The following is a 22,614-nucleotide window of genomic DNA, read 5'->3' on the forward strand; positions in this document are numbered from 1 at the left end:
GACTCGATGGATTCGGTGGATGTGGTCGTCGTCGGCCTGGGTGTCACGGGCCTGTCGACCGCGGTCGCGGCGGCGCGGGTGGGGTTCCGGGTCGTCGGTCTGGACAGCGCGGCCGGCCGTGTGCGGGACGTCGCGGCGGTGCGGCCCGGGTGCGGGCTGGGGACGGTGTCGGAGCGGGAGCTGGGGCGCGTGCTCGCGGGTGGTCGGCTGGAGGTGCGTGGCGTCGACGGCGGTGTGCCGGCGGCGGACGTGCACGTGCTGTGCCTGCCGACGCCCTCCGACGGGAGCGGCCGGGTCGACCGGCGGGCGCTGATCTCGGCGACGCGAGCGGTCGGCGGCGTGTTGCGGAACGGGGACCTGGTGCTCGTGCAGAGCAGCTGCCCGCCCGGGACGACGGCGGGTGCGGTGGTGCCCGAGCTGGAGCGGGTGAGCGGGCTGCGCGCGGGGGTGGGGTTCTCCATGGCCTGTGCGCCCAGTCGACTCGACCCCGGCTCCCCGGCATCGGCGCGAGCGACGCGGGTCGTGGGTGGGTGCACGGAGGGGTGTGCGGAGCGGGCCGGGAGGTTCTTGCGGGCGCTGGGGCACGAGGTGGTCGAGGTGTCGGGGGCTCGGGTGGCCGAGCTGGTCAAGCTCTTCGAGAACACGTTTCGGCTGGTCAACATCTCGCTGGTCAACGAGCTGGCGGCGGTGTGCGGTGAGCTCGGGGTCGACGTCGACGAGGTGTTGCGGGCAGCGGGGAGCAAGGGGTTCGGGTTTCTCGGGCATCGGCCCAGCGCGGGGGCCGGTGGGGACTGCGTTCCTGTCGCGGCCAGGGTGTTCGGGGCCGTTGCTCGGCAGGTCGGGTTGTCGTGTCCGGTGGTGGACGCGGCGGTGGCGGTCAACGACGCGATGCCGGCGCACACCGTGCACCGGCTCAGGCAGGCGGTCGGGTCGTTGGGCGGCAAGCGGGTGCTGGTGCTCGGGGTGACCTACAAGCCCGACGTGCCGGACATCCGGAGGTCCGCCGCGATCGCCGTGCTGGAGGAGTTGCGGCGGGAGGCCGAAGTGGCCTTCCACGACCCGTACGTCGACCGGGTCGAGATGGCCGACGGGACGGTGCTCGGCGCGGCGGACCTGCGGCGGCCCGAGAGGTTCGACCTGGTGGTGCTGATGACGCCGCACGCCGCCTATCGGCAGGTGGGCGGGTGGTCCGTGCCGGTGGTCGACTGCTCGTCGGGGCACCCGGTCGCGTGGGGTGGCGTGTTCGGGCGGGGTGGCGTGGACGGGCGGGTGGCGGCATGAGCGGGACGTGGATCCGGGGGCCGATCGGGCCGGACGCCGAGCGCCGGGTCACGGTCGCGGGCTGCCGGACGGTGCTGGCGATGGTGCCCCACCCCGTGGCGGGCATCCGGTTGATCTCCGACGTGGTCCCCCTGCTGCGCAACGACCCGCGCGTGCAGGTGGTGTTCTCCGTGACCGACACCGGCAGGCGTTGGCACGGAACGGAGGACCTGGTGCGCCGGCACGGCGGGGTCGTCGTCCCCTGGGAACAGGCCGCGCACCACGAGTTCGACGTCGTGCTGGCCGCCGCGCACAACGACCTGGACCAGGCGCGCGGGCCGATCCTGCTGCTGCCGCACGGCGCCGGGCACCTGGCCTCGCGCAAGTTCAGCCGGCACGCCGGACCGGGTGCGGTCCCGCACCCGGGGCTGAGCCGGGAGTCGCTCACGCGGCGCGGGCGGGTGCTGCCGGCGGCCATCGCGCTGACCCACGACGACGAAGTGGCGGCGTTGCGGTCCTCGTGCCCGGAGGCGGCGCACACCGCCGTCGTGGTCGGGGACGTGTGCCTGGACCGGATGACGGCGAGCCTCCCGCTGCGCGACCACTACCGGGCGGCGCTGGGCGTGCCCGAGGACAGGCGACTGGTGACCGTCAGCTCGACGTGGGCGACCGACTCCGCGTTCGGCCGCTGGTTCTCGCTGTGCCGGACGCTGCTGGACGAACTGCCCGACGACCGCGTGGCGCTGGTCCTGCACCCCAACGCCTGGTCGGTGCACGGCGAGTGGCAGATCCGCTCCTGGCTGCACGACTGCATCCAGGCCGGGCTGCTGGTCATCCCGCCCGAGGAGGGCTGGCGCGCCACGATGATCGCCAGCGACCACGTGCTGGGCGACCACGGCTCGACCACCCAGTACGCGGCGGCGATCGGCCGACCGGTGGCGCTCGCGGCCCACCCCCGTGACAACGTGCGGCCAGGCAGCCTGGCCCAGCTCGTGCGGGAGGAGTTCACCGAGCTGGACCCGGACCGGCCGATCGCCCGGCAGCTCGTGCCCACCGCCCGGTCCCGCCGGGTGGCGCGGATGGTGTCGTCGCGTCCCGGCGCGGCGGCGGCTGCCCTGCGGCAGACGATCTACCGGCTGATGGGGTTGCCCGAGCCGGCGCACCCGGCCGCCGTCGACCCGCTGCCGGCGCCCCGTCCGCTGCGGCCGGTGCTGCCGTGATCGTGTGGCTGGTGGTGAACGGGATCGGGCCCGGGTTGCACCGCCTCGTCGTCGGCACCCGCTCCGGCCGCCCGGAACAGGTCGTCGTCGGCGAGGTCGGCCGGGTGGACCCGGAGCGCCTCGCCCTGGCGGACGTGCTCGTCGACCCCGGTCAGGGGCGGTCGAGGTCGGCCAGGCGGGCACTGGTCGTGCTGGCCTTCGGGTTCCCGGTGGCGGCGAAGAACTCGTGCGCGGCCTCGTAGTGGACCCGCGCGGCGGTGGGGTCGCCGAGCCCGGCGACGGCCTCACCGAGCAGCAACCGGACTTCGGCCTCGTAGAACGGCGAACCGACGCGGCGCAGGACGTCGAGCGCGGACTCCAGGTGCTCGGCGGCCTGCGCGTGCTGCCCGCGGCGCAGGTGGATCGCGCCCAGCGACCGCAGGCACCTGGCCTGGGCCACGTCGTCGCCCAGATCCGCCATCACCTCCGCCGCGGCGGTCAGCTCGGCGACCGCCTCGCCGTCACGACCGAGGTCGGCGAGCACCTCGCCGATCCGCCGCCCGCACAAGGCCTCCGCCCGCCGGGTGCCGATCTCGCGGCGGATCTCGCGCGCCCGGGTGAGCCGGTCGAGGGCCACGGTGAGCTGCCCCGCCCCCTGCGCGACCCCGGCGAGTTCGGTGAGGGCCACCGCGATCGCCTGCCGGTCGCCGTCCTGCTCGGCGATCTCCAAGGCTCGCAAGCCTTCCGGCTCGGCGTCGGCGAACCGGCCCAGGCCGCTGTAGGCGTAGGTGAGCTGGGCGCGCAGCCTCGCCTCCGCCGCCCGGTTGCCCTCGCGGACGGCCGCCGGCACGCCCAGGTCGTGCATGGCGAACCAGTCGTCGTAGTGCCGGGCGTGCAGGAAGAAACCCCACAGGGCCTCGCAGAACTGCCAGACCAGGTCGTCCCAGCCGAGGTCCGCAGCGACCCGGCAGGCCTCGCGCAGGTTGCCGCGTTCGGTCTCCAACCACTCCAACGCGGCGCGAGCCGTGCCCACGGGCTTGGCACCCCGGTGGTAGCGGGGCCCGACGCGGTGCCTGGTCGGCCGCAGCACCAGGTCCGCGGCGGCCAGTCGGTCCAGGTACCACTCGACGACCCGCCGAGACGCGGCGTCGCGCTCCGCCTCCGAGTCCCACTCGGCCTGCGTGCGCGCGTGCACCCGCATCAGGTCGTGGAACCGGAAGCGGGCGTCGGCGATCTCGGCCAGCAGGTTCTTCTCCACCAGGTCGGTCAGCACCGGTTCGACCTCGCGGGCGGGTTCGCCCGCGACGGCCGCCGCCGCCTCCACCCCGAACGACGGGCCGGGGTGCAGTGCGCACAACCGGTAGACCTTGGCGTGCTGGGGCGGCAAGTCCACATAGGACAGATCTAGTACCGCTTCCACCGACACGCCGTCGTCCAGCGTCAAGGTGGCCAGGCGTTCGGTGCGCAGGGAGCCGACTTCGGTCGACAGGGTTCTGCGCGGGTGGGTGGAGAGGCGGGCGCCCACCACGGACAGGGCTATCGGGAGGCCGCCGCACAGGTGGGCCAGTTCGCGGGCCGCGTCGGGTTCGGAGGTGACTCTGGGGCCCAGGGCTCGTTCGAGCAGTTCCAGGGACGCGTCCTCGTCGAAGGACTCGACCTCCACGAACCGGGCGCCGTCGACGGCCAGGGCGCTCAGGCGCCAGCGGCTGGTGATCAGGACCGCGCTGTGCGGCGAGGTGGGGAGCAGGGGGCGGACCTGGGCGGCGGAGACGGCGTCGTCGAGGAGGAGGGCCAGTCTGCGGTCGGCGGTCAGGGTGCGGAACAGGGCCTGTCTTCGGGACAGCTCGGGGGGAATGTCGGCGGCCGGGGTGCCCAGGGCCAGGAGGAACCACTCCAGGACTTCGGACGGGGTGGCGGGGCCGTTGGGGGCGTGCGCGCCCAGCTCCACGTAGAGCTGGCCGTCGGGGAAGCGGGTTCGGGCGTTGTGCAGCCAGCGCAACGCCAAGGACGTCTTGCCCACCCCGCCGGGGCCGCTGACGACGGCCACCAAGGCCTCCTCGGCGGCGAACCAGCGGTCGAGGTCGGCCAGTTCGCGGCGGCGGCCGGCGAAGAGCCTCGGGGCGGGTGGGAGTTGGCGGGGGATCACCGGGGCGGCGGGTGCGTGGTGGTGGAAGTGGATGTCGTTGACCTGGCCCGCTTGGACGACCGGTCCGTGGGTGGTGCCGGAGATGACGTTCTCTGCGCCGTGGTCCACCCGTTCCAGTCTCCAAGGTTAGGGGTCGGCGGAAGATAACGAACAGGTAACGGCCAGGTCGCGGACTGGGCTCGGTACGTATGCCCCGGTGTCCACCGCCCACCGGCGGTCGGGGTTCGAAGCGAATGCGCGTACCTACGACGAGGTGACACATCCATGACGCGAAACCAGGGGCGGCACCGCTTCTCGCGGCGCACCAAGCTCACAGCCGGGGCCGCCGGGCTGGCGCTCACGATCGGCCTGGCGGTCGCGATCTCCACCACCGGAGACCAGGGCACCGCCCAGGCGGACGGGGCCGACAAGTCCCTGTTCGTCGACATCACCAAGCAGGCGCGCAACGTCAAGGCGCCCAGGCCGGAAGGCGACGCCACCAACGGCACCTTCACCGTCGACTGCGGGCGCAACGAGAACGGGCACTTCAACCCGGACAACTTCATCGCCCAGCCCGGTGTCCGCAACGGCGCCCAGCACCTGCACGACTACGTCGGCAACCTGTCCACCGACGCCGACTCGACCAACGAGAGCCTGCTCGACGCCGACACGACCTGCAAGAACGGCGACAAGTCCGCCTACTTCTGGCCGGTGGTCCGCATCGACCGCGACAACGAGGAGGAAGAACCCGGCAAGCCCGCCGACGCCGAGGTCGAGTGCCCGGACGTCAAGCGCAAGCTGCGCAACGTCCCCCAGCAGGCCCGCGCCGAGGTCGACCGCAACCTCCAGCAGCTCAAGCAGCAGATCGCCGAGGCCAACGACAAGCTCAAGAAGGCCGCGAACGTCGACGACCCGAACTTCGTCAACAACGCGATCCTGGGACCGTTGCGGGACAAGCGGTCCGCGGCGATCGGCCGGATCGTGGAGGCCATCGACCGGGTCGCGCAACGGCCGCGCGGGTTGCAGCGCCTGGCCCCGTGCACGGTCAAGGACGGCGACAGCAAGGACGTCAAAGTCGCCGAGCAGCAGAAGGAAGCCGAGGCCGACGCGCCGGAGAAGGGTGACGGCAAGAGCAAGAGCGACGAGAACGAGTTGCCCGGCAACGAGGGCGAGATCCAGCGCCCCGAGGTCGTGGACCTGACCTTCCGCGGCAGCCCCACCGGCAAGGTCGTCGCGATGCCGCAGTTCCTGCGCGTCCTCTACGGCGACGCCAAGGTCACCAAGAACGGCCCGAAGAACGCCCGCAAGTCCTGGACCTGCACCGGTTTCGAGGACAAGGTGCAGCTGGACAAATACCCGGTGTGCCCGCAGGGCAGCAAGGTCAAGCGCATCCACGACTTCCCCAGCTGCTGGGACGGCAAGAACACCGACAGCGCCAACCACCGCGACCACATCGTCTACCCGAACGAGAACGGCAAGTGCCCCAAGGGTTTCCGGGCCGTGCCGCAGCTGCGGATCAGCCTGACCTACAACATCCCCCGGGACGTGCAGCAGAACGGCCAGTACGCCGTGGACGCGTTCCCCGAGGAGAAGCACAACCCGCTGTCCGACCACGACGACTTCGCCAACGTGATGTCCGAGGAGCTCATGAACCGGGTCGTGGACTGCATCAACAGCGGCAAGAAGTGCAAGGAGTGACCATGATCCAGGCACACCACCGGACCGGCGTGGACGAGGTGCGCGGCACCGAGGACGTCCGCCGCCTGCTGGACCTGCTCTCCGTCGCCGAGGACGCGACCCTCGTGCACCGCGACACCCCGGACAACCGGGTGTGGGTCGGGGTGCGCGGCGACCGCGGGGCGATGCTGTTCACCGACGTGTTCACCGGCTCGTGGGCCAGCCTCGGCGAAGGCCCCCGACAGCGCCCCCGCTACGCCGGGGTGCGGTTCCCCACCCACTGCGAGATCCCCGTGGCCGACCTGGCCGTGGCGATCGAGGAGTTCCTCGCGACGGGCCAGCGCCCGACGCGGGTGCCCTGGCAGCAGGTGCGGTGAAGGCGGGCCGCCCCCGGCGGACCAACGGCGGGGTCCACGGGGGCGGCCCGTTCACAGGCGGTCAGTTCCAGCGCGAACCGTTCTCACGGGATCGCCAGGCCTTCCTGCCGCAGCGCTTCCTCCACGCGCAACCGCTCGATGTCCCGGTCCACGCCCTCGGGCAGCTCGTCCAGCCGGTGGACCACCCCGACCGCCGCACAGGCCTGTGCCAACAGGACGTCGTACGCCTGCCGTACCCCTGCGCGGCGGGCGTACGGCGTGCCGGGCCGGATGAGCGCCAGCACCCGGTGCACCCGCCTCAGGTCGGCGGCCAACTGCTCGATCGGAAGGCCCTGCGGCCCCACCGGATCACGACGCAACCGCCGGACCAGCCGGGGGATGTGGAGCACGGCCCAGCACAGCGCGGACGGCGCGAGTGCGACGCCCGCGAACAAGGCGACATTGCCCCACGGCGCGGAGGCCATGCGCCCAGTATCAACCCGCGTGCAACGCCAGGTACAGGTCCACCCGGGACGTGAAATCCGACAGATCCACGCCCAACAACTCCTCCACCCGCCCCACCCGGTAGCGCAGGGTGTTCACGTGGACGTGCAGCCGCGCCGCCGCCGTCGTCCACGACCCGGAGCAGTCCAGGAACACCCGCAGGGTCCCCACCAGGTCCGACCCGTGCTCGGCGTCGTAGTCCAGCACCGGCCCCAGCACCCGCCGCCGCAACGACCCGCGCAGCTCCTCCGGCACCCCGGCCAGCAGCAGCTGGTGCAGCGCGATCTCCTCGCCCGCCACCACGCAGGTCCGGCCCGGCCGCCGCTCCCCCAGCCGCCGCGCGTGCGACGCCTCCTCCGCCGCCCCGCGCAACCCGGCGGCCCCCACGGCGGAGGAGATCCCGACCAACACCCGCACCGACCCCAACCCGGGCTCTACGGTCCGCAACGCCCGGCGCACGGCGTCCGCCCAGCCCGGACCCGAGGGTGCGATCGCGTAGACCTCGTCGCCGTGCACGGACACCAGTGCGTGCGGCGCGACCGGTGCCAAGACCTCCTCCAGCAGCGCCGCCGTCTGCTCCACCCGCCCGTCCGAGCTCGACGCGACGACCACCCGGAACTCGGCCGCGTCCCACCCGACCGCCGCCAGGCGCGGCCCCAGGTCGCCCGACCCGGTCAGCACCTCGCGCAGCAGCGGCCCGGCCGCCCGGTTCTCGATGCGCCGCTCCTGCACCACCCGGGTCCGCTCGACCCCCACCAGGCTGGCCAGCTCGGCGGCCACCTCGTCGTGCGCCCGGTCGCCCTCGACGACCACGATCCAGGTCGCCACCCGCGACCCGCCGCGCTCGGACACCGGCAGCAGCGTCGTCCGCCGCACCACCCGGGGCAGCCGGTCGGCCTGGAGGAACTCCCGCACGAACACGGCCGCGTCCGGTAGCTCCGGGCCGGCCACGACGTGCCCGGTGGTGGACAGGACCCGCACCGGCGCGTCCAGTTCCGCCGCGCCCGCCGCCACCAGCTCGCCCAGCCCGCCGCCGTCCGCGACGACGGTCAGCAGCCGCCGGTGCCGGCCCAGTTGCGCGCCCGCGTCGCCGACGCGTTCGGCGGCCAGCTCCAGCACGACCCGCTCGGTGATGGTCGCGAAGGACAGGTCGATCGGAACCTCCAACAACGGCACCCCGTGCCGCCGGCAGGCCTCGACAAGGGCGGCCGGCAATTCACGGGCCTCCGGATCGCTCGCCGCCAACGCGGCCACCCCGGCGTGCGCCAAAGAGCCGACGAAGGTCTCGCAATCGGTCGCCGAACGGTGCCAGAGCAGGCCGGACAGGACCAGTTCACCGCCGGACAGGTACCGCGCCGGATCGGGCAGCTCGGTGCCGTAAAGCCTGGTCACGGGCCTGTCCAGGTACTCCTCGCCGACGACGAGGCGCAGTCGCAGTTCCGGCATCCGCAGCAGGCTGCGTACCAGCAACACGATCGCCTCCTCCACGTCATCGGGGCGGTTTACCTTCGTCCGATCGTGTTTGTAGGAAAGCACAAAACCACTCGCCGGAGGAGCCTGGGATTCATGCGCCGCGGCCGTAGCCGACCGGCCGGCCCGGTCTGTGTACTGGCTCACACACCGATGGGAGGGCGAGTGACGATCAGCACCCACGTGCTCGACGCACAGCGCGGCAGGCCGGCGGTCGGCCTGGCGGTGCGCCTGGAGCACGACGGCGAGACGGTGGCCCAAGCCCGCACCGGCGAGGACGGCCGGATCACCGGCTGGCCCAGCGACCGGGCGGGGGTCTACCGGCTGGTGTTCGACACCGGCGACTTCGCCCCGTTCTTCCCCGAGGTGGTGTTGACCTTCCGGGTCACCGAGCCCGGCGAGCACCACCACGTGCCCCTGCTGTTGTCCCCGTTCGCGTACTCCACCTACCGAGGCAGCTGATGGACTTCCTTCGACCCGACACCCTCGCCGAGGCGCTGGCGCTCAAGTCGCAGCGCCCCGACGCCGTGCCGATCGCGGGCGGCACGGACGTGATGGTGGAGCTGAACTTCGACCACCGCCGCCCGGCCGCGCTGCTGGACCTGACCCGCGTGCCCGAGCTGCGCGAGCACTCCACCGAGAACGGCGTGGTCCGGATCGGCGCGGGCGTGCCGTACGTGCGGATCATCGAGGAGCTGGGTGGCGCGCTGCCCGGCCTGGCGATGGCGTCCCGCACGGTCGGTTCCCCGCAGATCCGCAACCGGGGCACGGTCGGCGGCAACCTGGGCGCGGCCTCGCCGGCCGGCGACACGCACCCGGTGCTGCTGGCGGCGGGCGCGACCGTGGAGGTGGCGTCGGCGCGCGGGGTGCGGTTCATCCCGGCGACCGAGTTCTACCTGGGCGTCAAGCGCAACGCGCTGGAGCCGGACGAGCTGATCACGGCCGTTCACGTGCCCGCGACCCGGGCGCCGCAGCAGTTCTCGAAGGTCGGCACGCGCAACGCGATGGTGATCGCCGTGTGCTCGTTCGCGGTGGCGCTGCACCCCGGGGAGCAGCGGGTGGGCGCGGCCGTGGGCAGTGCCGCGCCGACGCCGCGCCGGGCCACCGAGGCGGAGGAGTTCCTGTCCGGCGAGCTGACCGCGACCGACCAGTGGGAGTCGCCCAAGCCGCTGCTGGACTCGGTGAAACGCCGGTTCGGGGAGCTGGTGGCGCAGGCGGCCAGCCCCATCGACGACGTGCGCGGCTCGGCCGCGTACCGCAAGCACGCACTGTCCGTGCTGGCCCGCCGGACGCTGGGCTGGGCGTGGCAGGACTACACCGGGAAGGCGGCCTAGGGCGATGCGCGTGAACGTGACGGTCAACGGCGAGCAGCGGCAGGCCGACGACGTCTGGGAGGGCGAGAGCCTGCTCTACGTGCTGCGCGAGCGGCTGGGCCTGCCCGGGTCGAAGAACGCCTGTGAGCAGGGCGAATGCGGCTCGTGCACGGTGTACCTGGACGGCGTGCCGGTGTGTTCGTGTCTCGTGGCGGCCGGTCAGGCGCAGGACCGCGAGGTGCGCACGGTCGAGGGCCTGGCCGAGGGCGACGCGTTGGACCCGGTGCAGGAGGCGTTCGTGGAGGCGGGCGCGGTGCAGTGCGGGTTCTGCACGCCCGGTCTGGTGGTCGCCGCGCACGACCTGGTCAACCGGGTGCCGCAGCCGTCCGACCCGGAGATCCGGGAGGCGCTGGCCGGGAACCTGTGCCGCTGCACGGGTTACGAGAAGATCCTCGACGCGGTCAAGCTCGCTGCCCAAAAGAAGAGCGCGCGATGACCCCGACCATCCTCGACGGCGTGGCCGTGTCCACCATGGACGGTCGCGGCACCGAGCACGCCTTCGGGCACGTGGTCTTCGAGGACGGCCGGATCACCGCCGTGGGCCCCGGTCAGGCCCCGAAGCCGACCGGACCGCACACCTGGGTCGACGGCAGCGGCTGCCTGGTCACGCCCGGCCTGGTCAACACCCACCACCACCTCTACCAGTGGGCCACCCGCGGCTACGCGCAGGACGCGACCCTGTTCGAGTGGCTGACCACGCTGTACCCGGTGTGGCGCGGGCTGGACGCGGAGGTCACGCACGCGGCGGCGTCGGCGGGCCTGGCCAAGCTCGCCCTGACCGGCTGCACGACCGCCGCCGACCACCACTACGTGTTCCCGCGCGAGGGCGGCGACCAGTTCGAGGCCCTGGTCGGAGCCGGTCGCAAGATCGGCATCCGCCTGCACGCCATCCGCGGCTCGATGGACCGTGGCGAGTCCCACGGCGGCCTCCCGCCGGACAACCTGGTCGAGGAGACCGAAGCCGCGTTGGTCGCCACCGAGCAGGCGATCGACGACCACCACGACCCGTCCCCGGACGCCCTGGTCAAGGTCGCGGTCGGCCCGTGCTCGCCGTTCTCGGTGAGCCAGGAGCTGATGACCGGCGCGGCGGAACTGGCCCGCCGCAAGGGCGTCCGCCTGCACACCCACCTGGCCGAGACGCTGGACGAGGAGGACCAGTGCCAGGCCGAGTTCGGCTGCTCCCCCACCGAGTACGCCGAACGCGTCGGCTGGCTGGGCGACGACGTGTGGCTGGCCCACACCGTGCACCTCTCGCCGGACGCGGTGAAGAAGCTCGGCGCCACCAGCACGGGTTCCGCCCACTGCCCCACGTCCAACGGCCGCCTGGGCACGGGCATCGCCCCCGTCCGCGACCTGCTCGACGCGGGCGCGCCGGTGGGCTTGGGCGTGGACGGGGCCGCGTCCAACGAGTCCTGCGGGATGGTCGAGGAGCTGCACCAGGCCGTGTTGCAGGCCCGGCAGCGCGGTGGCCCGAAGGCGCTGGACGTCCGTGAAGCCCTGTGGCTGGGCACGATGGGTGGCGCGCGGTGCCTGGGCCGGGCCGACGAGATCGGCTCGATCGAGCCGGGCAAGCTCGCGGACCTGGCCGTGTGGCGGCTGGACGGCCTCGACCACGCGGGCATCGACGACCCGGTGGCCGCGCTGGTCCTGGGGCCCCTGCCGCGGTTGAAGCTGCTGCTGGTGGGCGGCCGGGTGGTCGTGGACGACGGCGAGCTGCGCACCGCATCCGAATCCGACCTCGCACGCGACCTGCGTGCCGCGAGCGCACGACTGAAGGTGACCCGATGAGCCTCACGCCCGCTGAACTGACGTCCTCGGTGTCCGGTGGCATCGGCTCCAGCCCGCAGCGCCCGGACGGCAACCTCAAGGTGCGCGGCGAGTTCGCCTACGCCTCGGACCTGTGGCACGAGGACATGATCTGGGGCGCGACCCTGCGCAGCCCGCACCCGTACGCGAAGATCCTCTCGATCGACCTGACCGAGGCGCTCAAGGTGCCCGGCGTGTACGCGGTGCTGACGCACAAGGACGTACCCGGGCGCAACCTGTACGGCTTGGAGCACAAGGACCAGCCCGTGCTCGCAGAGGACGTCGTGCGCTACCAAGGCGAGCCGGTGGCGCTCGTGGGCGCGGACCACCCGGAGACCGCGTTGCGCGCCATGAAGCGCATCAAGGTCGAGTACGAGGTGCTGACGCCGGTCGTGGACATGGAGACCGCGATCGACGACACGCCCCTGCACCCTGGCGGCAACCTCGTTCGGCACGTACCGATCCGCCGGGGCGACCCGAACGCGAAGGCCGACGTCGTGGTGACCGGCCGGTACGAGGTCGGCATGCAGGACCAGGCCTTCCTGGGTCCGGAGTCCGGGCTGGCGGTGCCCGCCGAGGACGGCGGGGTGGACCTCTACATCGCCACCCAGTGGCTGCACGTCGACCAGGGGCAGGTGGCGGCGGCGCTGGGGATGCCGCTGGAGAAGGTGCGGCCGACGCTGTCCGGTGTGGGTGGGGCGTTCGGCGGGCGCGAGGACCTGTCGATGCAGGTGCACGCGTGCCTGCTGGCGCTGCACACCGGCAAGCCGACCAAGATGGTCTACAACCGCGAGGAGTCCTTCTACGGGCACGTGCACCGGCACCCAGCGGTGTTGTACTACGAGCACGGGGCCGACCGGACCGGCAAGCTCGTGTACGTCAAGGCCAAGATGTACCTCGACGGCGGTGCTTACGCGTCCAGCACGCCCGCGGTCGTCGCCAACGCGGCCACGCTCGGCATCGGGCCGTACGAGGTGGACAACGTGCACGTCGACGCCTGGGGCGTCTACACCAACAACCCGCCGTGCGGCGCGATGCGCGGTTTCGGCGCGGTGCAGGCCGGGTTCGCCTATGAGTCTCAGATGGACAAGCTGGCCGAGGCGCTGGGCATGGACCCGGTGGACGTGCGGATCGTCAACGCGATGACCGAGGGGTCGGTCATGCCGACCGGCCAGGTGGTCGACTCCGCCGCACCCGTGGCGCAACTGCTCAAGCTGGTCAAGGACAAGCCACTGCCGCCTCCTTCCGATCGGGACCTGCGCAACCTCCCCGGTGGCGTCTCGAACACCACCCACGGCGAGGGCGTGGTGCGCGGGGTCGGGTACGCGGTGGGGATCAAGAACATCTGCTTCTCCGAGGGCTACGACGACTACTCCACCGCCCGCGTGCGGTTGCAGGTCATCAACGGCGAACCGGCCGCGCTGGCGCACACCGCCGCGTGCGAGGTCGGGCAAGGCCTGGTGACGATCATGCAGCAGATCGTGCGCACGGAGCTGGGTGTCGAGCGGGTGACGATCCTGCCGATGGACACCAGCATCGGCAACGGCGGCTCCACCTCGGCGTCCCGCCAGACCTACGTCACCGGTGGCGCGGTGCGGGCGGCGTGCGCGGCGGTGAAGGAGAAGCTGGCCAAGCTCGCCGCCGGCCGCTCGACGACGGACCTGGTGGAACTGCTGGGCGACGAGGTCATCGACGAGACGGTCGAGTGGCGGCACCGGGCGACCGAGCCGCTGGACCCGGAGACCGGGCAGGGCAACGCCCACGTGCAGTACGGCTTCGCCGCGCACCGGGCGGTGGTGGACGTGGACGTCGAGCTGGGCCTGGTGAAGGTGGTCGAGCTGGACTGCGCGCAGGACGTCGGCAAGGCGCTCAACCCGCAGGCCGTGCTGGGGCAGATCCAGGGCGGTTCGGCGCAGGGCCTGGGCTTGGCGGTCATGGAGGAGATCCAGACCGTGGACGGCAAGGTCCGGAACCCGTCCTTCACCGATTACCTGATCCCGACCGTGCTGGACATGCCGCCCATGAGCATCGACGTGCTCGAACTGGCCGACCCGAACGCCCCTTACGGCGTGCGCGGCGTGGGCGAGCCGCCCACGATCTCTTCGACTCCCGCCATCGTGGCCGCCATTCGCAACGCCACCGGCCTTGCTTTGACCCGTGTTCCGGTGCGCCCCGAGCACATCACCAACACCTGAGCTTTTGGAGCTTCGCACAATGACCACGTCTGTTTCGCCCGACCACGCCTGGCTGCGGGAGTCGATCGAGCTGGCCACCCGCAACGTCGCCGCGGGCGGCGGGCCGTTCGGCGCGGTGATCATCCGGGACGGGCAGGTGATCGCCACCGGCACCAACCAGGTCACCCCGACGCTGGACCCGACCGCGCACGCCGAGGTGGTGGCGATCCGCGCCGCCTGCCAGGCCATCGGGGACTTCAGGCTCACCGGCTGCGTGCTGGTGTCGTCCTGCGAGCCGTGCCCGCTGTGCCTGTCCGCCGCGCTGTGGGCGCGGGTGGACCGGGTCGTCTACGCCGCCGACCGGCACGACGCCGCCGCGGCCGGCTTCGACGACCGCGAGTTCTACGAGCTGTTCGGCAAGCCCCGCGAGCTGTGGAGCCTGCCGGTGCACCAGATCTCCACGGGCGAGGACAACGCGCCGTTCACGGCCTGGCTGTCCCGATCCGACCGCGTCGACTACTAGACGCTCAACCCGGAGCGGCCACAAGCCGTCGAGTGCTGACCGGAGCACGAAATCTCTTTCAAACGCGTTCGGTGGGGCCATGCTTGCCGGCCTCGCCCCACCGAACGCGCCCACCGGCATGGGAAAGGATCGTCATGACCCAGCTCAGGGATGACGTACCCACGCGTTCCACACAGCTCGACCGGTTCTTCCGCATAACCGAGCGCGGCAGCACCATAGGTCGCGAAGTGCGCGGCGGTATCACCACGTTCGTGGCGATGTCGTACATCGTATTGCTCAACCCGCTCATCCTGGGCGCGTCGGCCGACATCACCGGCGCGCGCCTGACCACCGAGCAGCTCACCACCGCGACCGCGCTGGCCGCGGGCGTCATGACCATCCTGATGGGACTGGTCGGCAACGCACCGCTCGCCCTGGCCGCCGGCCTCGGCGTGAACGGGGTCGTGGCGTTCCAGATGGCGCCCGCGATGACGTGGGCGCAGGCGTTCGGCCTGGTCGTGCTCGAAGGCCTGTGCATCGTGGTGATGGCCGCCTCCGGCGTCCGCGAGAAGATCATCAACGCCATCCCGGGGCCGCTGAAGACCGCCATCACGGTCGGCATCGGCCTCTACATCGCCCTGGTCGGCCTGGTCAGCGCCGGGTTCGTCACCCGCACGCCGGACGCGGCGCACTCCACCGTCCCGGTCCGCATGGGCCTCGACGGGCACCTGAGCGGCTGGCCGATCGCGATCTTCTGCCTGGGTCTGCTGCTGATGATCGTGCTGATGGCCCGGGGTGTGCCGGGGGCGGTGCTGATCAGCATCGCGGTGGCGACCCTGGCGGCCATCGGGGTGAACGCGGTGTTCGACGTCGAGGGCTGGGGGCTGGTCACGCCGAACCTGCCGGACAGCGTCGTCGCCGCCCCCGACTTCGGGCTGTTCGGGCGGGTGGACCTGTTCGGCGGGTTCGTCTCGGCAGGGGTGATCACGGCGACGGTGTTCCTGTTCACGCTGGTGCTGTCCGGGTTCTTCGACGCGATGGGCACCATCACCTCCGTCTCCGACGAGGCCGGGCTGACCCGGGACGGCAAGGTCCAGGGCATGGGCCGGATCCTGCTGGTCGACGGCGCGGGCGCGGTGGCGGGCGGGGTGACCGGGTCGTCGCCGAACACGGTGTTCCTGGAGTCGGCGGCGGGCGTGGGCGAGGGCGCGCGGACCGGGCTGGCCAGCGTGGTGACCGGCGGGTTGCTGGCGGCGACGCTGCTGTTCACGCCGCTGGCCGCGGTGGTGCCGGCGCAGGCCGCCGCCCCCGCGCTGGTCGTGATCGGCGGGCTGATGATGGCCCAGTGCCGCCGGATCCCGTGGCACGACACCGATTACACGATCCCGGTGTTCCTGACGGTGGCGGTCATCCCGTTCACCTACTCGATCACCAACGGCATCGGCGCGGGGCTCGTGTCCTACGTGGTGATCAAGATCTGCAAGGGCCAGTGGCGGTCCGTCGGCTGGCTGATGACGGTGATCGCGGCGCTGTTCGTCCTGTACTTCGGGGTCGAGGGCGTGACCGCGGTCCTGCACTAGAGGAGGTCCCGGAGTGCGCGAGCTGGCTTCCGACGTGGCGGACTGGGAGGGTCCGTTCGCCGTGGCGTCCGTGGTGGCCGTGCGGGGCAGCGCGCCCCGCGAGGTCGGTGCGGCGCTGGCGGTCCACCCGGACGGGCGGGTCGTGGGCAGCGTGTCCGGCGGGTGCGTGGAGGGCGCGGTGTACGAGCTGGCGCTGTCCGTGCTGGAGACCGGCACGCCCCAGCTCGCGCGCTTCGGGTACTCGGCGGAGGACGCCTTCGCCGTGGGGTTGACGTGCGGCGGCGAGCTGGAGGTGTTCGTCCAGGTCGTGACACCGGAGATCCGTTCAGCGCTTCAAGCGTCACTCGACGGCCGCCCGGTGGTGTTGACACGGTCGTTGGAGACCGGCTCCTGCGAGGTGGCGTTCCCGTCCTACGCGGTTAGCCGTTCGTCCGTCGTGGACGGTCGGCTGGTCGAATCCTGGGGAACGGCACCGAGGTTGCTGGTGTTCGGCGCGATCGACTACGCGGCGGCCCTGGCACGGCAGGGTAAGCTCCTCGGCTACCACGTGACCGTGTGCGACGCGCGGCCGGTGTTCGCGACACCCGAACGGTTCCCGGCCGCCGACGAGGTCGTGGTGGACTGGCCGCACCGCTACCTCGCCTCGACCCCGGTGGACCCGGACACCGCCGTGTGCGTGCTGACCCACGACCCGAAGTTCGACGTGCCGCTGCTGAAAGAGGCGCTGCGGCTGCCGGTCGGGTTCGTCGGCGCGCTGGGTTCCCGGCGCACCCACCTCGACCGACTCGCGCGGCTGCGCGCGGAAGGCGTGACCGAGGCCGAGCTGGCGCGACTGCGCTCCCCCATCGGCCTCGACCTGGGCGCGCGGACACCCGAGGAGACCGCCGTGTCCATCGCCGCCGAGATCATCGCGGTGCGGCGCGGTGGCGGCGGGCTGCCGTTGACGACCACCGACACCCCGATCCACAAGGAGGACCCGAATGGCCCTGATCTTCCTCAACGGCGGCGGGATGCGTGGCGGCCCGCTGCACCACCAGTTGCAGGGCACGCCCCTGTTGTGTGTCGCGCGTAGTGCGCCGAAGTACCGGTACTTCTCGGTGGGCGACCGGTTCCCGGCGATGCACGCGTCGGGCACCGGGAGCGTCGTCGGCGAGCTGTACGACCTGCCGCTGACCGTGCTGCGCGACCACCTGCTCCCCGCCGAACCGCCCGAGCTGGAGATCGGCGTGGTCGAACTGGCCGACGGCAGCGCCGCCCTGGCCACCGTGCTGCGCGACGCGTACCTGGGCAGCGCGGAGCTGACCGACATCACGGCGGTGGGCGACTGGCGCGCCTACCTGGGCCGGAAGGGGTGACCACGATGGGGTGACCCGGTCCGCAACCCGACCGGATCGGGTGAACCACTCCACCCGGATTCACCGCGCCCACCGGACGCACCGCTCCTACGCTCGGCGCAAAGCCCACCGAACAAGGGGATCGGCATGTCCGAGCAGGTGCGCCTGGACAACATCTTCCGCATCTTCACCGCCTTCGACACCGACGACGACAGCGAGATCACCTGGGCCGACTTCACCGTGAAGGCCCGCGGCATCGGCCGGGAGTTCGGGCTGGACGACGCCTCGCCGGAGGTCCGGGCGCTCACGCGGGCCTACCAGGGCGTGTGGGACTACATCCGCGGCGCGGACGTGGACCAGGACGGGGTGGTGACCCGGGCCGAGTTCCGCGTGGCCCACGAAAGCGGGCGCCTGACCACCAGCGGTCTGCTCGCCAAGTGGGAGACCGCGGCCGAGGAGGCCTTCGCCATCGCCGACCGCGACGCCGACGAGCGCCTGGACGAGACCGAGTTCGGCCGCCTCTACCGGGGCGCGGGCATCACCGACCCGCGGGTCGCCGCGATCGCGTTCGCCGAGATGGACCTGGACGGCGACGGCCGCCTCACCCTGGACGAGTTCATCACCCACACCCGCGGCCTGTTCACCGCGACGGACGAGGCGGAGAAGGGCGTGCACCTGCTCGGCGAGTGACCCGCCGGCCCACACCCGGTGCTCTCAAGAGGACCGGGGCCGCAGGCCGTGCAGGGTCTGGTCGAGCAGGGCCGCCACCACGGCCTCGCTCTGCGCCACGTCGCCGGGCCGCAGGGTTCGCGCCGCCGCCTCCACCGACCCGTGGATCAGCAGCGCCCGCAACCCCGGCTGCGGCACGCGGGCCTCCAGCAGCACGCCCGCCAGGGGCGCCAGCAGCTTCTCGTGCTCGGCGCGGATGCGGCGCCGGGACTCCTCCGGCAGGGCGTGCGCGGACAGCGCCACGACCGCGCCGTGGCTGCCGTCGACGATGATCTCCAGCACGGTCCGCAGGTAGGCCTCGACCTTCGCGGGCACGCCGTCCACCGCGTGCACCGCCTCGGCCAGCCGCCGGGCCTGGTCGGGCAGCTCGTCGGTCACGATCGCCGCGACCAGTTCCTCGCGGGACTTGAAGTACTCGTACAGCGAGGGCCGGGACAGGCCGACGCGGCGGGCCAGCGCGGCCAGCGTCAGGGCGTCCGGACCTTCCTCCGCCACGATCTCGCGGCCCGCGGCCAGCAGGGACCGCAACCGGTTCGCGCGGTGCTCCGCGAGGGTCTCGGCGCTGATCCTGGGCACGCGCCAGAGCCTACCCCCCTTGTTTTCCCGACGCCCCGTTGGAATAGTTGCCTACACAGCGTCGGGAACCTGGAGGTGTCGGATGTTCGTGGCGACCAACCGCCTGTTCGTGCCCGCCGAGCGCGCGGAGGAGTTCGAAGAGCACTTCCGCAGCAACATGCGCACGTTCCTGCCGGGCGTGCCGGGCCTGCGCCGCAGCACCCTGCTCCGCCCCACCCGCCCCGACCAGCCTTACGTCTCGGTGAACGAGTTCGACACCGAGGAGGACTTCAAGGCGTGGGTGGCGTCGGCGTCCTTCAAGGAGGCGCACCGGCGCAACGCCGGCATCGCCCGCCACGTGACGGGCAACGCCGTGGAAACATTTCAGCCCAGCGAAGACCTGGTGCTCACGGAATCTTGATGGCCTTCATGGTGTTGATCTCGTCCTGTTGAGACACCATCACGTCGTTCGCCATCTCCTCCACGCGGGCGTCCGAGCCCGTGGACAACAGGTCCAGGGCCATCTTCAGCGCGCCCTCGTGGTGGGCGATCATCAACTGCAGGAACAGCCGGTCGAAGTCCGCGCCGCGGGCGGCCTTGAGCGCGGCCAGCTGCTCGTCGGTCGCCATGCCCGGCATGGACTTGTGGTCGACCTCGGGCATCTTGCCGGAGTGGCCGTGCGCGGGGGCCTTCTCGCCGAACTGGCGCTGCCACTGCTCCATCGCACCGATCTCGGGGCCTTGGGTGTCGTAGATGCGCGAGGCCAGCGCCTTCACCGTCTCGTTCTGCGCGCGCTCGGGCGCCAGCGCGGCCATCTCCAGCGCCTGCCGGTGGTGGCCGATCATGCCGACGACGTACTTCAGGTCCGCCTCGTTGGGCGCCACCCACCGGTCGGTGCCGACGTCCTCGGGCGCGAGCGTCTGCGCCTGCTCACCGGGCCCGCCCGGCACGATCACGTTCGGCGCGTCCGACTCCCGCGCGGTGCAGGCGGCCAGGAACGCCACCACCGCCACCACGAACAACATCCGCATCTGTTCCACGACCCCCTCGACTCGGCGACAACGTACCCGCCCGTCCCACCTGCCGGAAGTGTGCTCCTTACCGACTAATGGGGCTGGTGGTTAGCGTTGCAAACGGCAATACTGCGGTCCCTGCTACAGGTTGGAAGGGGAGACCTGAAGTGAACGCACGCGATTCGGCCCGCCGCCGCAAGGCCGGCGCGGCCCTGGGGGCGCTGGCGCTGGCCGCCACGTCACTCGTGCTCGGCCCGCAGGCGCTGGCCGCGCCCGAGGTGGACGCGGACGTAGCCGGGCTGTCGGAGGCCCAGCTGTCCGAGCCCGCCCAGACGGGCAGTGAAATCCCGGGTGTCGACGAGATCCGCCACACCCGCAACATCAAGCACCTGGCGAACCTGCCGAAGCCGGCCCCGTTCACCGAGTCGTCGACGTGGTCGGACCTGGCCTTCCAGGACGGCTACGCGTTCGACGGCAACTACGACGGCTTCGTCATCTACGACATCCGCAACCCGCACAAGCCGTCGATCGTGAGCACCGTGCTGTGCCCGGGCTCGCAGAACGACATCTCGGTGCACGGGAACCTGCTCTTCCTGTCCACCGACTCGTCGCGCACCGACAACTCCTGCAACAGCAAGCCGCAGCCGGCCACGATCAAGGAGTCGTGGGAGGGCATCAAGGTCTTCGACATCAGCGACAAGCGCAACCCGAAGTACGTCGCCGCGGTCGAGACCAAGTGCGGCTCGCACACCCACACACTGGTGCCGGACAAGAAGGGCAAGGACGTCTACCTGTACGTCTCGTCCTACTCGCCCAACGCGACCTTCCCGGACTGCCAGCCGCCGCACGACCTGATCTCCATCGTCAAGGTCCCGCTGAAGGACCCGGCCTCGGCGAGCCTGCTGGCCGAGCGCGTGGTGTTCCCCGACGGCGGCAACCCGGGCCGCGACGGCGACGTCGACACCGGCTACGTGCGCGCGACCTCGGGCTGCCACGACATCACCGTGTACCCGTCCAAGGACCTCGCCGCGGGCGCGTGCATGGGTGACGGCGTGCTGTGGGACATCTCCGACCGCGAGAACCCGCGCGAGATCAACCGCGTGCAGGACAACGTGAACTTCGCGTTCTGGCACTCGGCCACGTTCAACAACACCGGCACCAAGGTCGTCTTCACCGACGAGCTCGGCGGCGGCGGCGCGGCCACCTGCAACCCGAAGATCGGTCCCCTGCGCGGCGCCGACGGCATCTACGACATCACCGGCCAGGGCGACGGCCGCAAGCTGGAGTTCCGGTCGTACTACAAGATCTCCCGGACCCAGGCCGACACCGAGAACTGCGTGGCGCACAACGGTTCGCTGATCCCCGTCCAGGGCCGCGACATCATGGTGCAGGCGTGGTACCAGGGCGGCATCTCGGTGTGGGACTTCACCGACTCCCGCAACCCGAAGGAGATCGGCTGGTTCGAACGCGGCCCGCTCCCCGACGGCAAGGGCGGTGGCGCGTGGTCGACGTACTACTACAACGGCTACATCTACTCGTCCGACATCGCCAAGGGCTTCGACGTCCTGGACATCCGCGACCCGCGGACGGCCACGGCGAAGCTGATCCGCGTGGATGAGCTGAACGTCCAGACCCAGGGCCACTACCGGGAACTGTTCCCCCGGTAGTCACCAAAGTCACCAAGGGGGCCTGTCCGCAAGCGGGCAGGCCCCCGCGCTTTCCGGCGCGCGCAGCGCGCTGTGGTCGCACCACAGTGGAGGGCCTCGGTTCCCCCACCGTATGGCCTGCCCGAAGGGCAACCACACTTCGCCGGGGTTGTCCTGAAAAAGTTTTGCGAGGAACGAGCAAAAGTTTTTTGGACAACCCCGGCGAAGTGTGGTTGGCTCCGCCAGGCCATGCGGTGGGGGAACCGACGCCCTTCACCCCCCACTGGCGGCCTCCCCAGCCCGCTTTTGATCTTGAGAGCGCGCCAGCGCGTCCGCTTGAGAGCGAAGCTTTTAACCTCTCGAACCTCTCGAACCTCTCGAAGCTAGTCGAGCTCGGTGAAGAGGGTGAGCTGAAGCCCGGCAGGCGCGTCAAGCCGGGAGTTGAGAGAGTTCCAAGGCGTCCTGGTGGGCTCGGCAACCACAGTAGCGCCGGCCTCTTCGAGCTCCCGAGTGGTGGCGGTGGAGTCGTCCACCTCGAAGGCCACCCGGATGTGCCCGGCGACCCGCCGCCCGACCTCGACCTGGTCGATGTACTCGGCGTGCGGCGGGTCGGTGATCTCCAGCGTCGCGCGCCCGGCCTCCAGGATGGTGACCCGCCCGCCGGGCGAGCTGAACGCGGCCCGTTCGGGCAGGCCCAGGACGTCCCGGTAGAAGCGGAGTGCCTCGTCGTAGTCGTCGGCCGTGACGACCAGGCGCAGTTCGCGGACCATCGTTCCCCCTGTGGTGTGGTTCGTGGGGCTCAATCCCACCACAGCACCACGGCCAGACCACGGCGTGCGGCGTCGAGGTAGAAGTCGCGCAGGAGCCCGTGCTGCTCGGCGAACAGCTCGGGGAGACTCGCCCGGATGTCGCTCACGTGCTCACCCAGCACCGCCGCAGCCCTCCGCCGGTCGGCGGGCACGACCGCCCGCACCGCTTCGACGGTGATCGCGCGCAAGGCCTCGGCCACCTCCCCGACCCGGTGCGGCTCCAGCGCGGTGACGGGGTGCACGAAGACCGAGTCCGGGCGGTCCCGGTAGGCCGGGTTGACCTCGTCGTCGCCGTCGAAGGCGTGGCGCAGCCCGTCCGGCACGCCCAGCAGCGCCCAGATGGTCACGAGATCCTGCGGCCACCAGTCCATGTCGAGGTGGTCGCGCTCCGGCGCCAGGTCGAACGAGCACACTTCGTGGAGCCGCTCCACCGACGTCCGGCAGGTGGCCAAGTCCGCCGCCGGGATGCGGGCGAGCTGCTGGTGGAGGGCCATGCGGCGCA

At 71.7% G+C, this 22,614-nt stretch carries 24 protein-coding genes; 17 read left to right on the forward strand and 7 right to left on the reverse strand.

All coding sequences use genetic code 11. From position 1 onward, the window contains the following. Window positions 1-6: 6 nt before the first annotated feature. The 3 genes from DFJ66_RS08240 to DFJ66_RS08250 are packed head-to-tail and all read left to right on the forward strand — an operon-like array spanning window position 7 to window position 2,722. Window positions 7-1,281, forward strand: coding sequence for a nucleotide sugar dehydrogenase (locus DFJ66_RS08240; RefSeq protein WP_121219511.1), 1,275 nt, complete (start codon window positions 7-9; stop codon window positions 1,279-1,281). Next, entirely contained in the window at window positions 1,278-2,480 is a 1,203-nt protein-coding gene (locus DFJ66_RS08245; protein WP_121219513.1) for a hypothetical protein, read from the forward strand. The genes DFJ66_RS08240 and DFJ66_RS08245 overlap by 4 nt, the downstream gene beginning before the upstream one ends. Next, window positions 2,477-2,722, forward strand: a complete 246-nt coding sequence (locus DFJ66_RS08250; protein ID WP_121219515.1) for a hypothetical protein — start codon at window positions 2,477-2,479, stop codon at window positions 2,720-2,722. Before DFJ66_RS08245 ends, DFJ66_RS08250 begins: the two co-directional genes overlap by 4 nt. Here the strand turns inward: DFJ66_RS08250 and DFJ66_RS08255 are convergent. Beyond that, a complete protein-coding gene (locus DFJ66_RS08255; RefSeq protein WP_121219517.1) occupies window positions 2,632-4,713 on the reverse strand; it encodes an ATP-binding protein in 2,082 nt (693 codons plus the stop codon). The genes DFJ66_RS08250 and DFJ66_RS08255 overlap by 91 nt on opposite strands. A gap of 156 nt (window positions 4,714-4,869) precedes the next feature. Here DFJ66_RS08255 and DFJ66_RS08260 point away from each other — a divergent pair, with 156 nt between their 5' ends. Both DFJ66_RS08260 and DFJ66_RS08265 read left to right on the forward strand, forming a co-directional pair. Further along, window positions 4,870-6,282: a DUF1996 domain-containing protein gene (locus DFJ66_RS08260; protein ID WP_121219519.1), complete on the forward strand. Its 1,413-nt coding sequence runs from the start codon at window positions 4,870-4,872 to the stop codon at window positions 6,280-6,282. Between the two features lie 2 nt (window positions 6,283-6,284). Further along, complete coding sequence (locus DFJ66_RS08265; protein ID WP_121219521.1) at window positions 6,285-6,638, forward strand: Imm1 family immunity protein; 354 nt, start codon at window positions 6,285-6,287, stop codon at window positions 6,636-6,638. 83 nt (window positions 6,639-6,721) lie between these two features. On the opposite strand, the gene DFJ66_RS08270 is transcribed toward DFJ66_RS08265, so the two are convergent. Then, window positions 6,722-7,102: a hypothetical protein gene (locus DFJ66_RS08270; protein ID WP_121219523.1), complete on the reverse strand. Its 381-nt coding sequence runs from the start codon at window positions 7,100-7,102 to the stop codon at window positions 6,722-6,724. 10 nt (window positions 7,103-7,112) lie between these two features. Further along, the gene (locus tag DFJ66_RS08275) at window positions 7,113-8,594 is read right to left on the reverse strand and encodes a PucR family transcriptional regulator (protein WP_121230848.1); all 1,482 of its coding nucleotides are present in this window, start codon (window positions 8,592-8,594) and stop codon (window positions 7,113-7,115) included. 150 nt (window positions 8,595-8,744) lie between these two features. On the opposite strand from DFJ66_RS08275, the gene uraH reads away from it, so the two are divergent. From uraH to DFJ66_RS08325, 10 genes are all read left to right on the forward strand, one after another. Further along, window positions 8,745-9,053 carry a hydroxyisourate hydrolase gene (uraH, locus tag DFJ66_RS08280; protein WP_211351026.1) on the forward strand — a complete coding sequence of 103 codons (309 nt, stop codon included), beginning with the start codon at window positions 8,745-8,747 and terminating at the stop codon, window positions 9,051-9,053. Continuing rightward, window positions 9,053-9,925, forward strand: coding sequence for an FAD binding domain-containing protein (locus tag DFJ66_RS08285; RefSeq protein WP_121219527.1), 873 nt, complete (start codon window positions 9,053-9,055; stop codon window positions 9,923-9,925). Before uraH ends, DFJ66_RS08285 begins: the two co-directional genes overlap by 1 nt. Window positions 9,926-9,929: 4 nt before the next feature. After that, window positions 9,930-10,400, forward strand: coding sequence for a (2Fe-2S)-binding protein (locus DFJ66_RS08290; RefSeq protein WP_121219529.1), 471 nt, complete (start codon window positions 9,930-9,932; stop codon window positions 10,398-10,400). Then, the gene (locus tag DFJ66_RS08295; RefSeq protein ID WP_121219531.1) at window positions 10,397-11,752 is read left to right on the forward strand and encodes an 8-oxoguanine deaminase; all 1,356 of its coding nucleotides are present in this window, start codon (window positions 10,397-10,399) and stop codon (window positions 11,750-11,752) included. The genes DFJ66_RS08290 and DFJ66_RS08295 overlap by 4 nt, the downstream gene beginning before the upstream one ends. Then, the gene (locus tag DFJ66_RS08300) at window positions 11,749-13,965 is read left to right on the forward strand and encodes a molybdopterin cofactor-binding domain-containing protein (RefSeq protein ID WP_121219533.1); all 2,217 of its coding nucleotides are present in this window, start codon (window positions 11,749-11,751) and stop codon (window positions 13,963-13,965) included. The genes DFJ66_RS08295 and DFJ66_RS08300 overlap by 4 nt, the downstream gene beginning before the upstream one ends. A gap of 19 nt (window positions 13,966-13,984) precedes the next feature. Continuing rightward, the gene (locus tag DFJ66_RS08305; protein ID WP_121219535.1) at window positions 13,985-14,467 is read left to right on the forward strand and encodes a nucleoside deaminase; all 483 of its coding nucleotides are present in this window, start codon (window positions 13,985-13,987) and stop codon (window positions 14,465-14,467) included. A 134-nt stretch (window positions 14,468-14,601) separates the two neighbouring features. Continuing rightward, the gene (locus DFJ66_RS08310; RefSeq protein WP_121219537.1) at window positions 14,602-16,026 is read left to right on the forward strand and encodes an NCS2 family permease; all 1,425 of its coding nucleotides are present in this window, start codon (window positions 14,602-14,604) and stop codon (window positions 16,024-16,026) included. Between the two features lie 13 nt (window positions 16,027-16,039). Then, window positions 16,040-17,098 (forward strand): XdhC family protein, encoded by a 1,059-nt coding sequence (locus tag DFJ66_RS08315; protein WP_121219539.1) that lies wholly within the window; start codon window positions 16,040-16,042, stop codon window positions 17,096-17,098. Beyond that, entirely contained in the window at window positions 17,007-17,381 is a 375-nt protein-coding gene (locus DFJ66_RS08320) for an allophanate hydrolase-related protein (protein ID WP_121230850.1), read from the forward strand. Before DFJ66_RS08315 ends, DFJ66_RS08320 begins: the two co-directional genes overlap by 92 nt. A 126-nt stretch (window positions 17,382-17,507) precedes the next feature. Further along, a complete protein-coding gene (locus DFJ66_RS08325) occupies window positions 17,508-18,050 on the forward strand; it encodes an EF-hand domain-containing protein (RefSeq protein WP_121219541.1) in 543 nt (180 codons plus the stop codon). 24 nt (window positions 18,051-18,074) lie between these two features. Here the strand turns inward: DFJ66_RS08325 and DFJ66_RS08330 are convergent, their stop codons facing one another. Further along, the gene (locus DFJ66_RS08330) at window positions 18,075-18,665 is read right to left on the reverse strand and encodes a TetR/AcrR family transcriptional regulator (RefSeq protein ID WP_121219543.1); all 591 of its coding nucleotides are present in this window, start codon (window positions 18,663-18,665) and stop codon (window positions 18,075-18,077) included. An 82-nt stretch (window positions 18,666-18,747) separates the two neighbouring features. Between DFJ66_RS08330 and DFJ66_RS08335 the strand changes: the two genes are divergently transcribed. Beyond that, window positions 18,748-19,065 (forward strand): antibiotic biosynthesis monooxygenase family protein, encoded by a 318-nt coding sequence (locus tag DFJ66_RS08335; RefSeq protein ID WP_121219545.1) that lies wholly within the window; start codon window positions 18,748-18,750, stop codon window positions 19,063-19,065. Here the strand turns inward: DFJ66_RS08335 and DFJ66_RS08340 are convergent. After that, window positions 19,052-19,675, reverse strand: coding sequence for a DUF305 domain-containing protein (locus DFJ66_RS08340; protein WP_121230852.1), 624 nt, complete (start codon window positions 19,673-19,675; stop codon window positions 19,052-19,054). The two genes, DFJ66_RS08335 and DFJ66_RS08340, sit on opposite strands and share 14 nt — an antisense overlap. Before the next feature lie 149 nt (window positions 19,676-19,824). Here DFJ66_RS08340 and DFJ66_RS08345 point away from each other — a divergent pair, with 149 nt between their 5' ends. Beyond that, entirely contained in the window at window positions 19,825-21,324 is a 1,500-nt protein-coding gene (locus tag DFJ66_RS08345; RefSeq protein WP_170199207.1) for an LVIVD repeat-containing protein, read from the forward strand. A gap of 362 nt (window positions 21,325-21,686) precedes the next feature. Here DFJ66_RS08345 and DFJ66_RS08350 read toward each other — a convergent pair whose 3' ends face one another. Continuing rightward, on the reverse strand, window positions 21,687-22,073 hold the full coding sequence (locus tag DFJ66_RS08350; protein ID WP_121219547.1) for a VOC family protein: 387 nt from the start codon (window positions 22,071-22,073) through the stop codon (window positions 21,687-21,689). 29 nt (window positions 22,074-22,102) lie between these two features. After that, window positions 22,103-22,606, reverse strand: a complete 504-nt coding sequence (locus DFJ66_RS08355) for a hypothetical protein (protein WP_121219549.1) — start codon at window positions 22,604-22,606, stop codon at window positions 22,103-22,105. Window positions 22,607-22,614: the final 8 nt, after the last annotated feature.

This window comes from Saccharothrix variisporea, from assembly GCF_003634995.1.
GTDB lineage: Bacteria > Actinomycetota > Actinomycetes > Mycobacteriales > Pseudonocardiaceae > Actinosynnema > Actinosynnema variisporeum.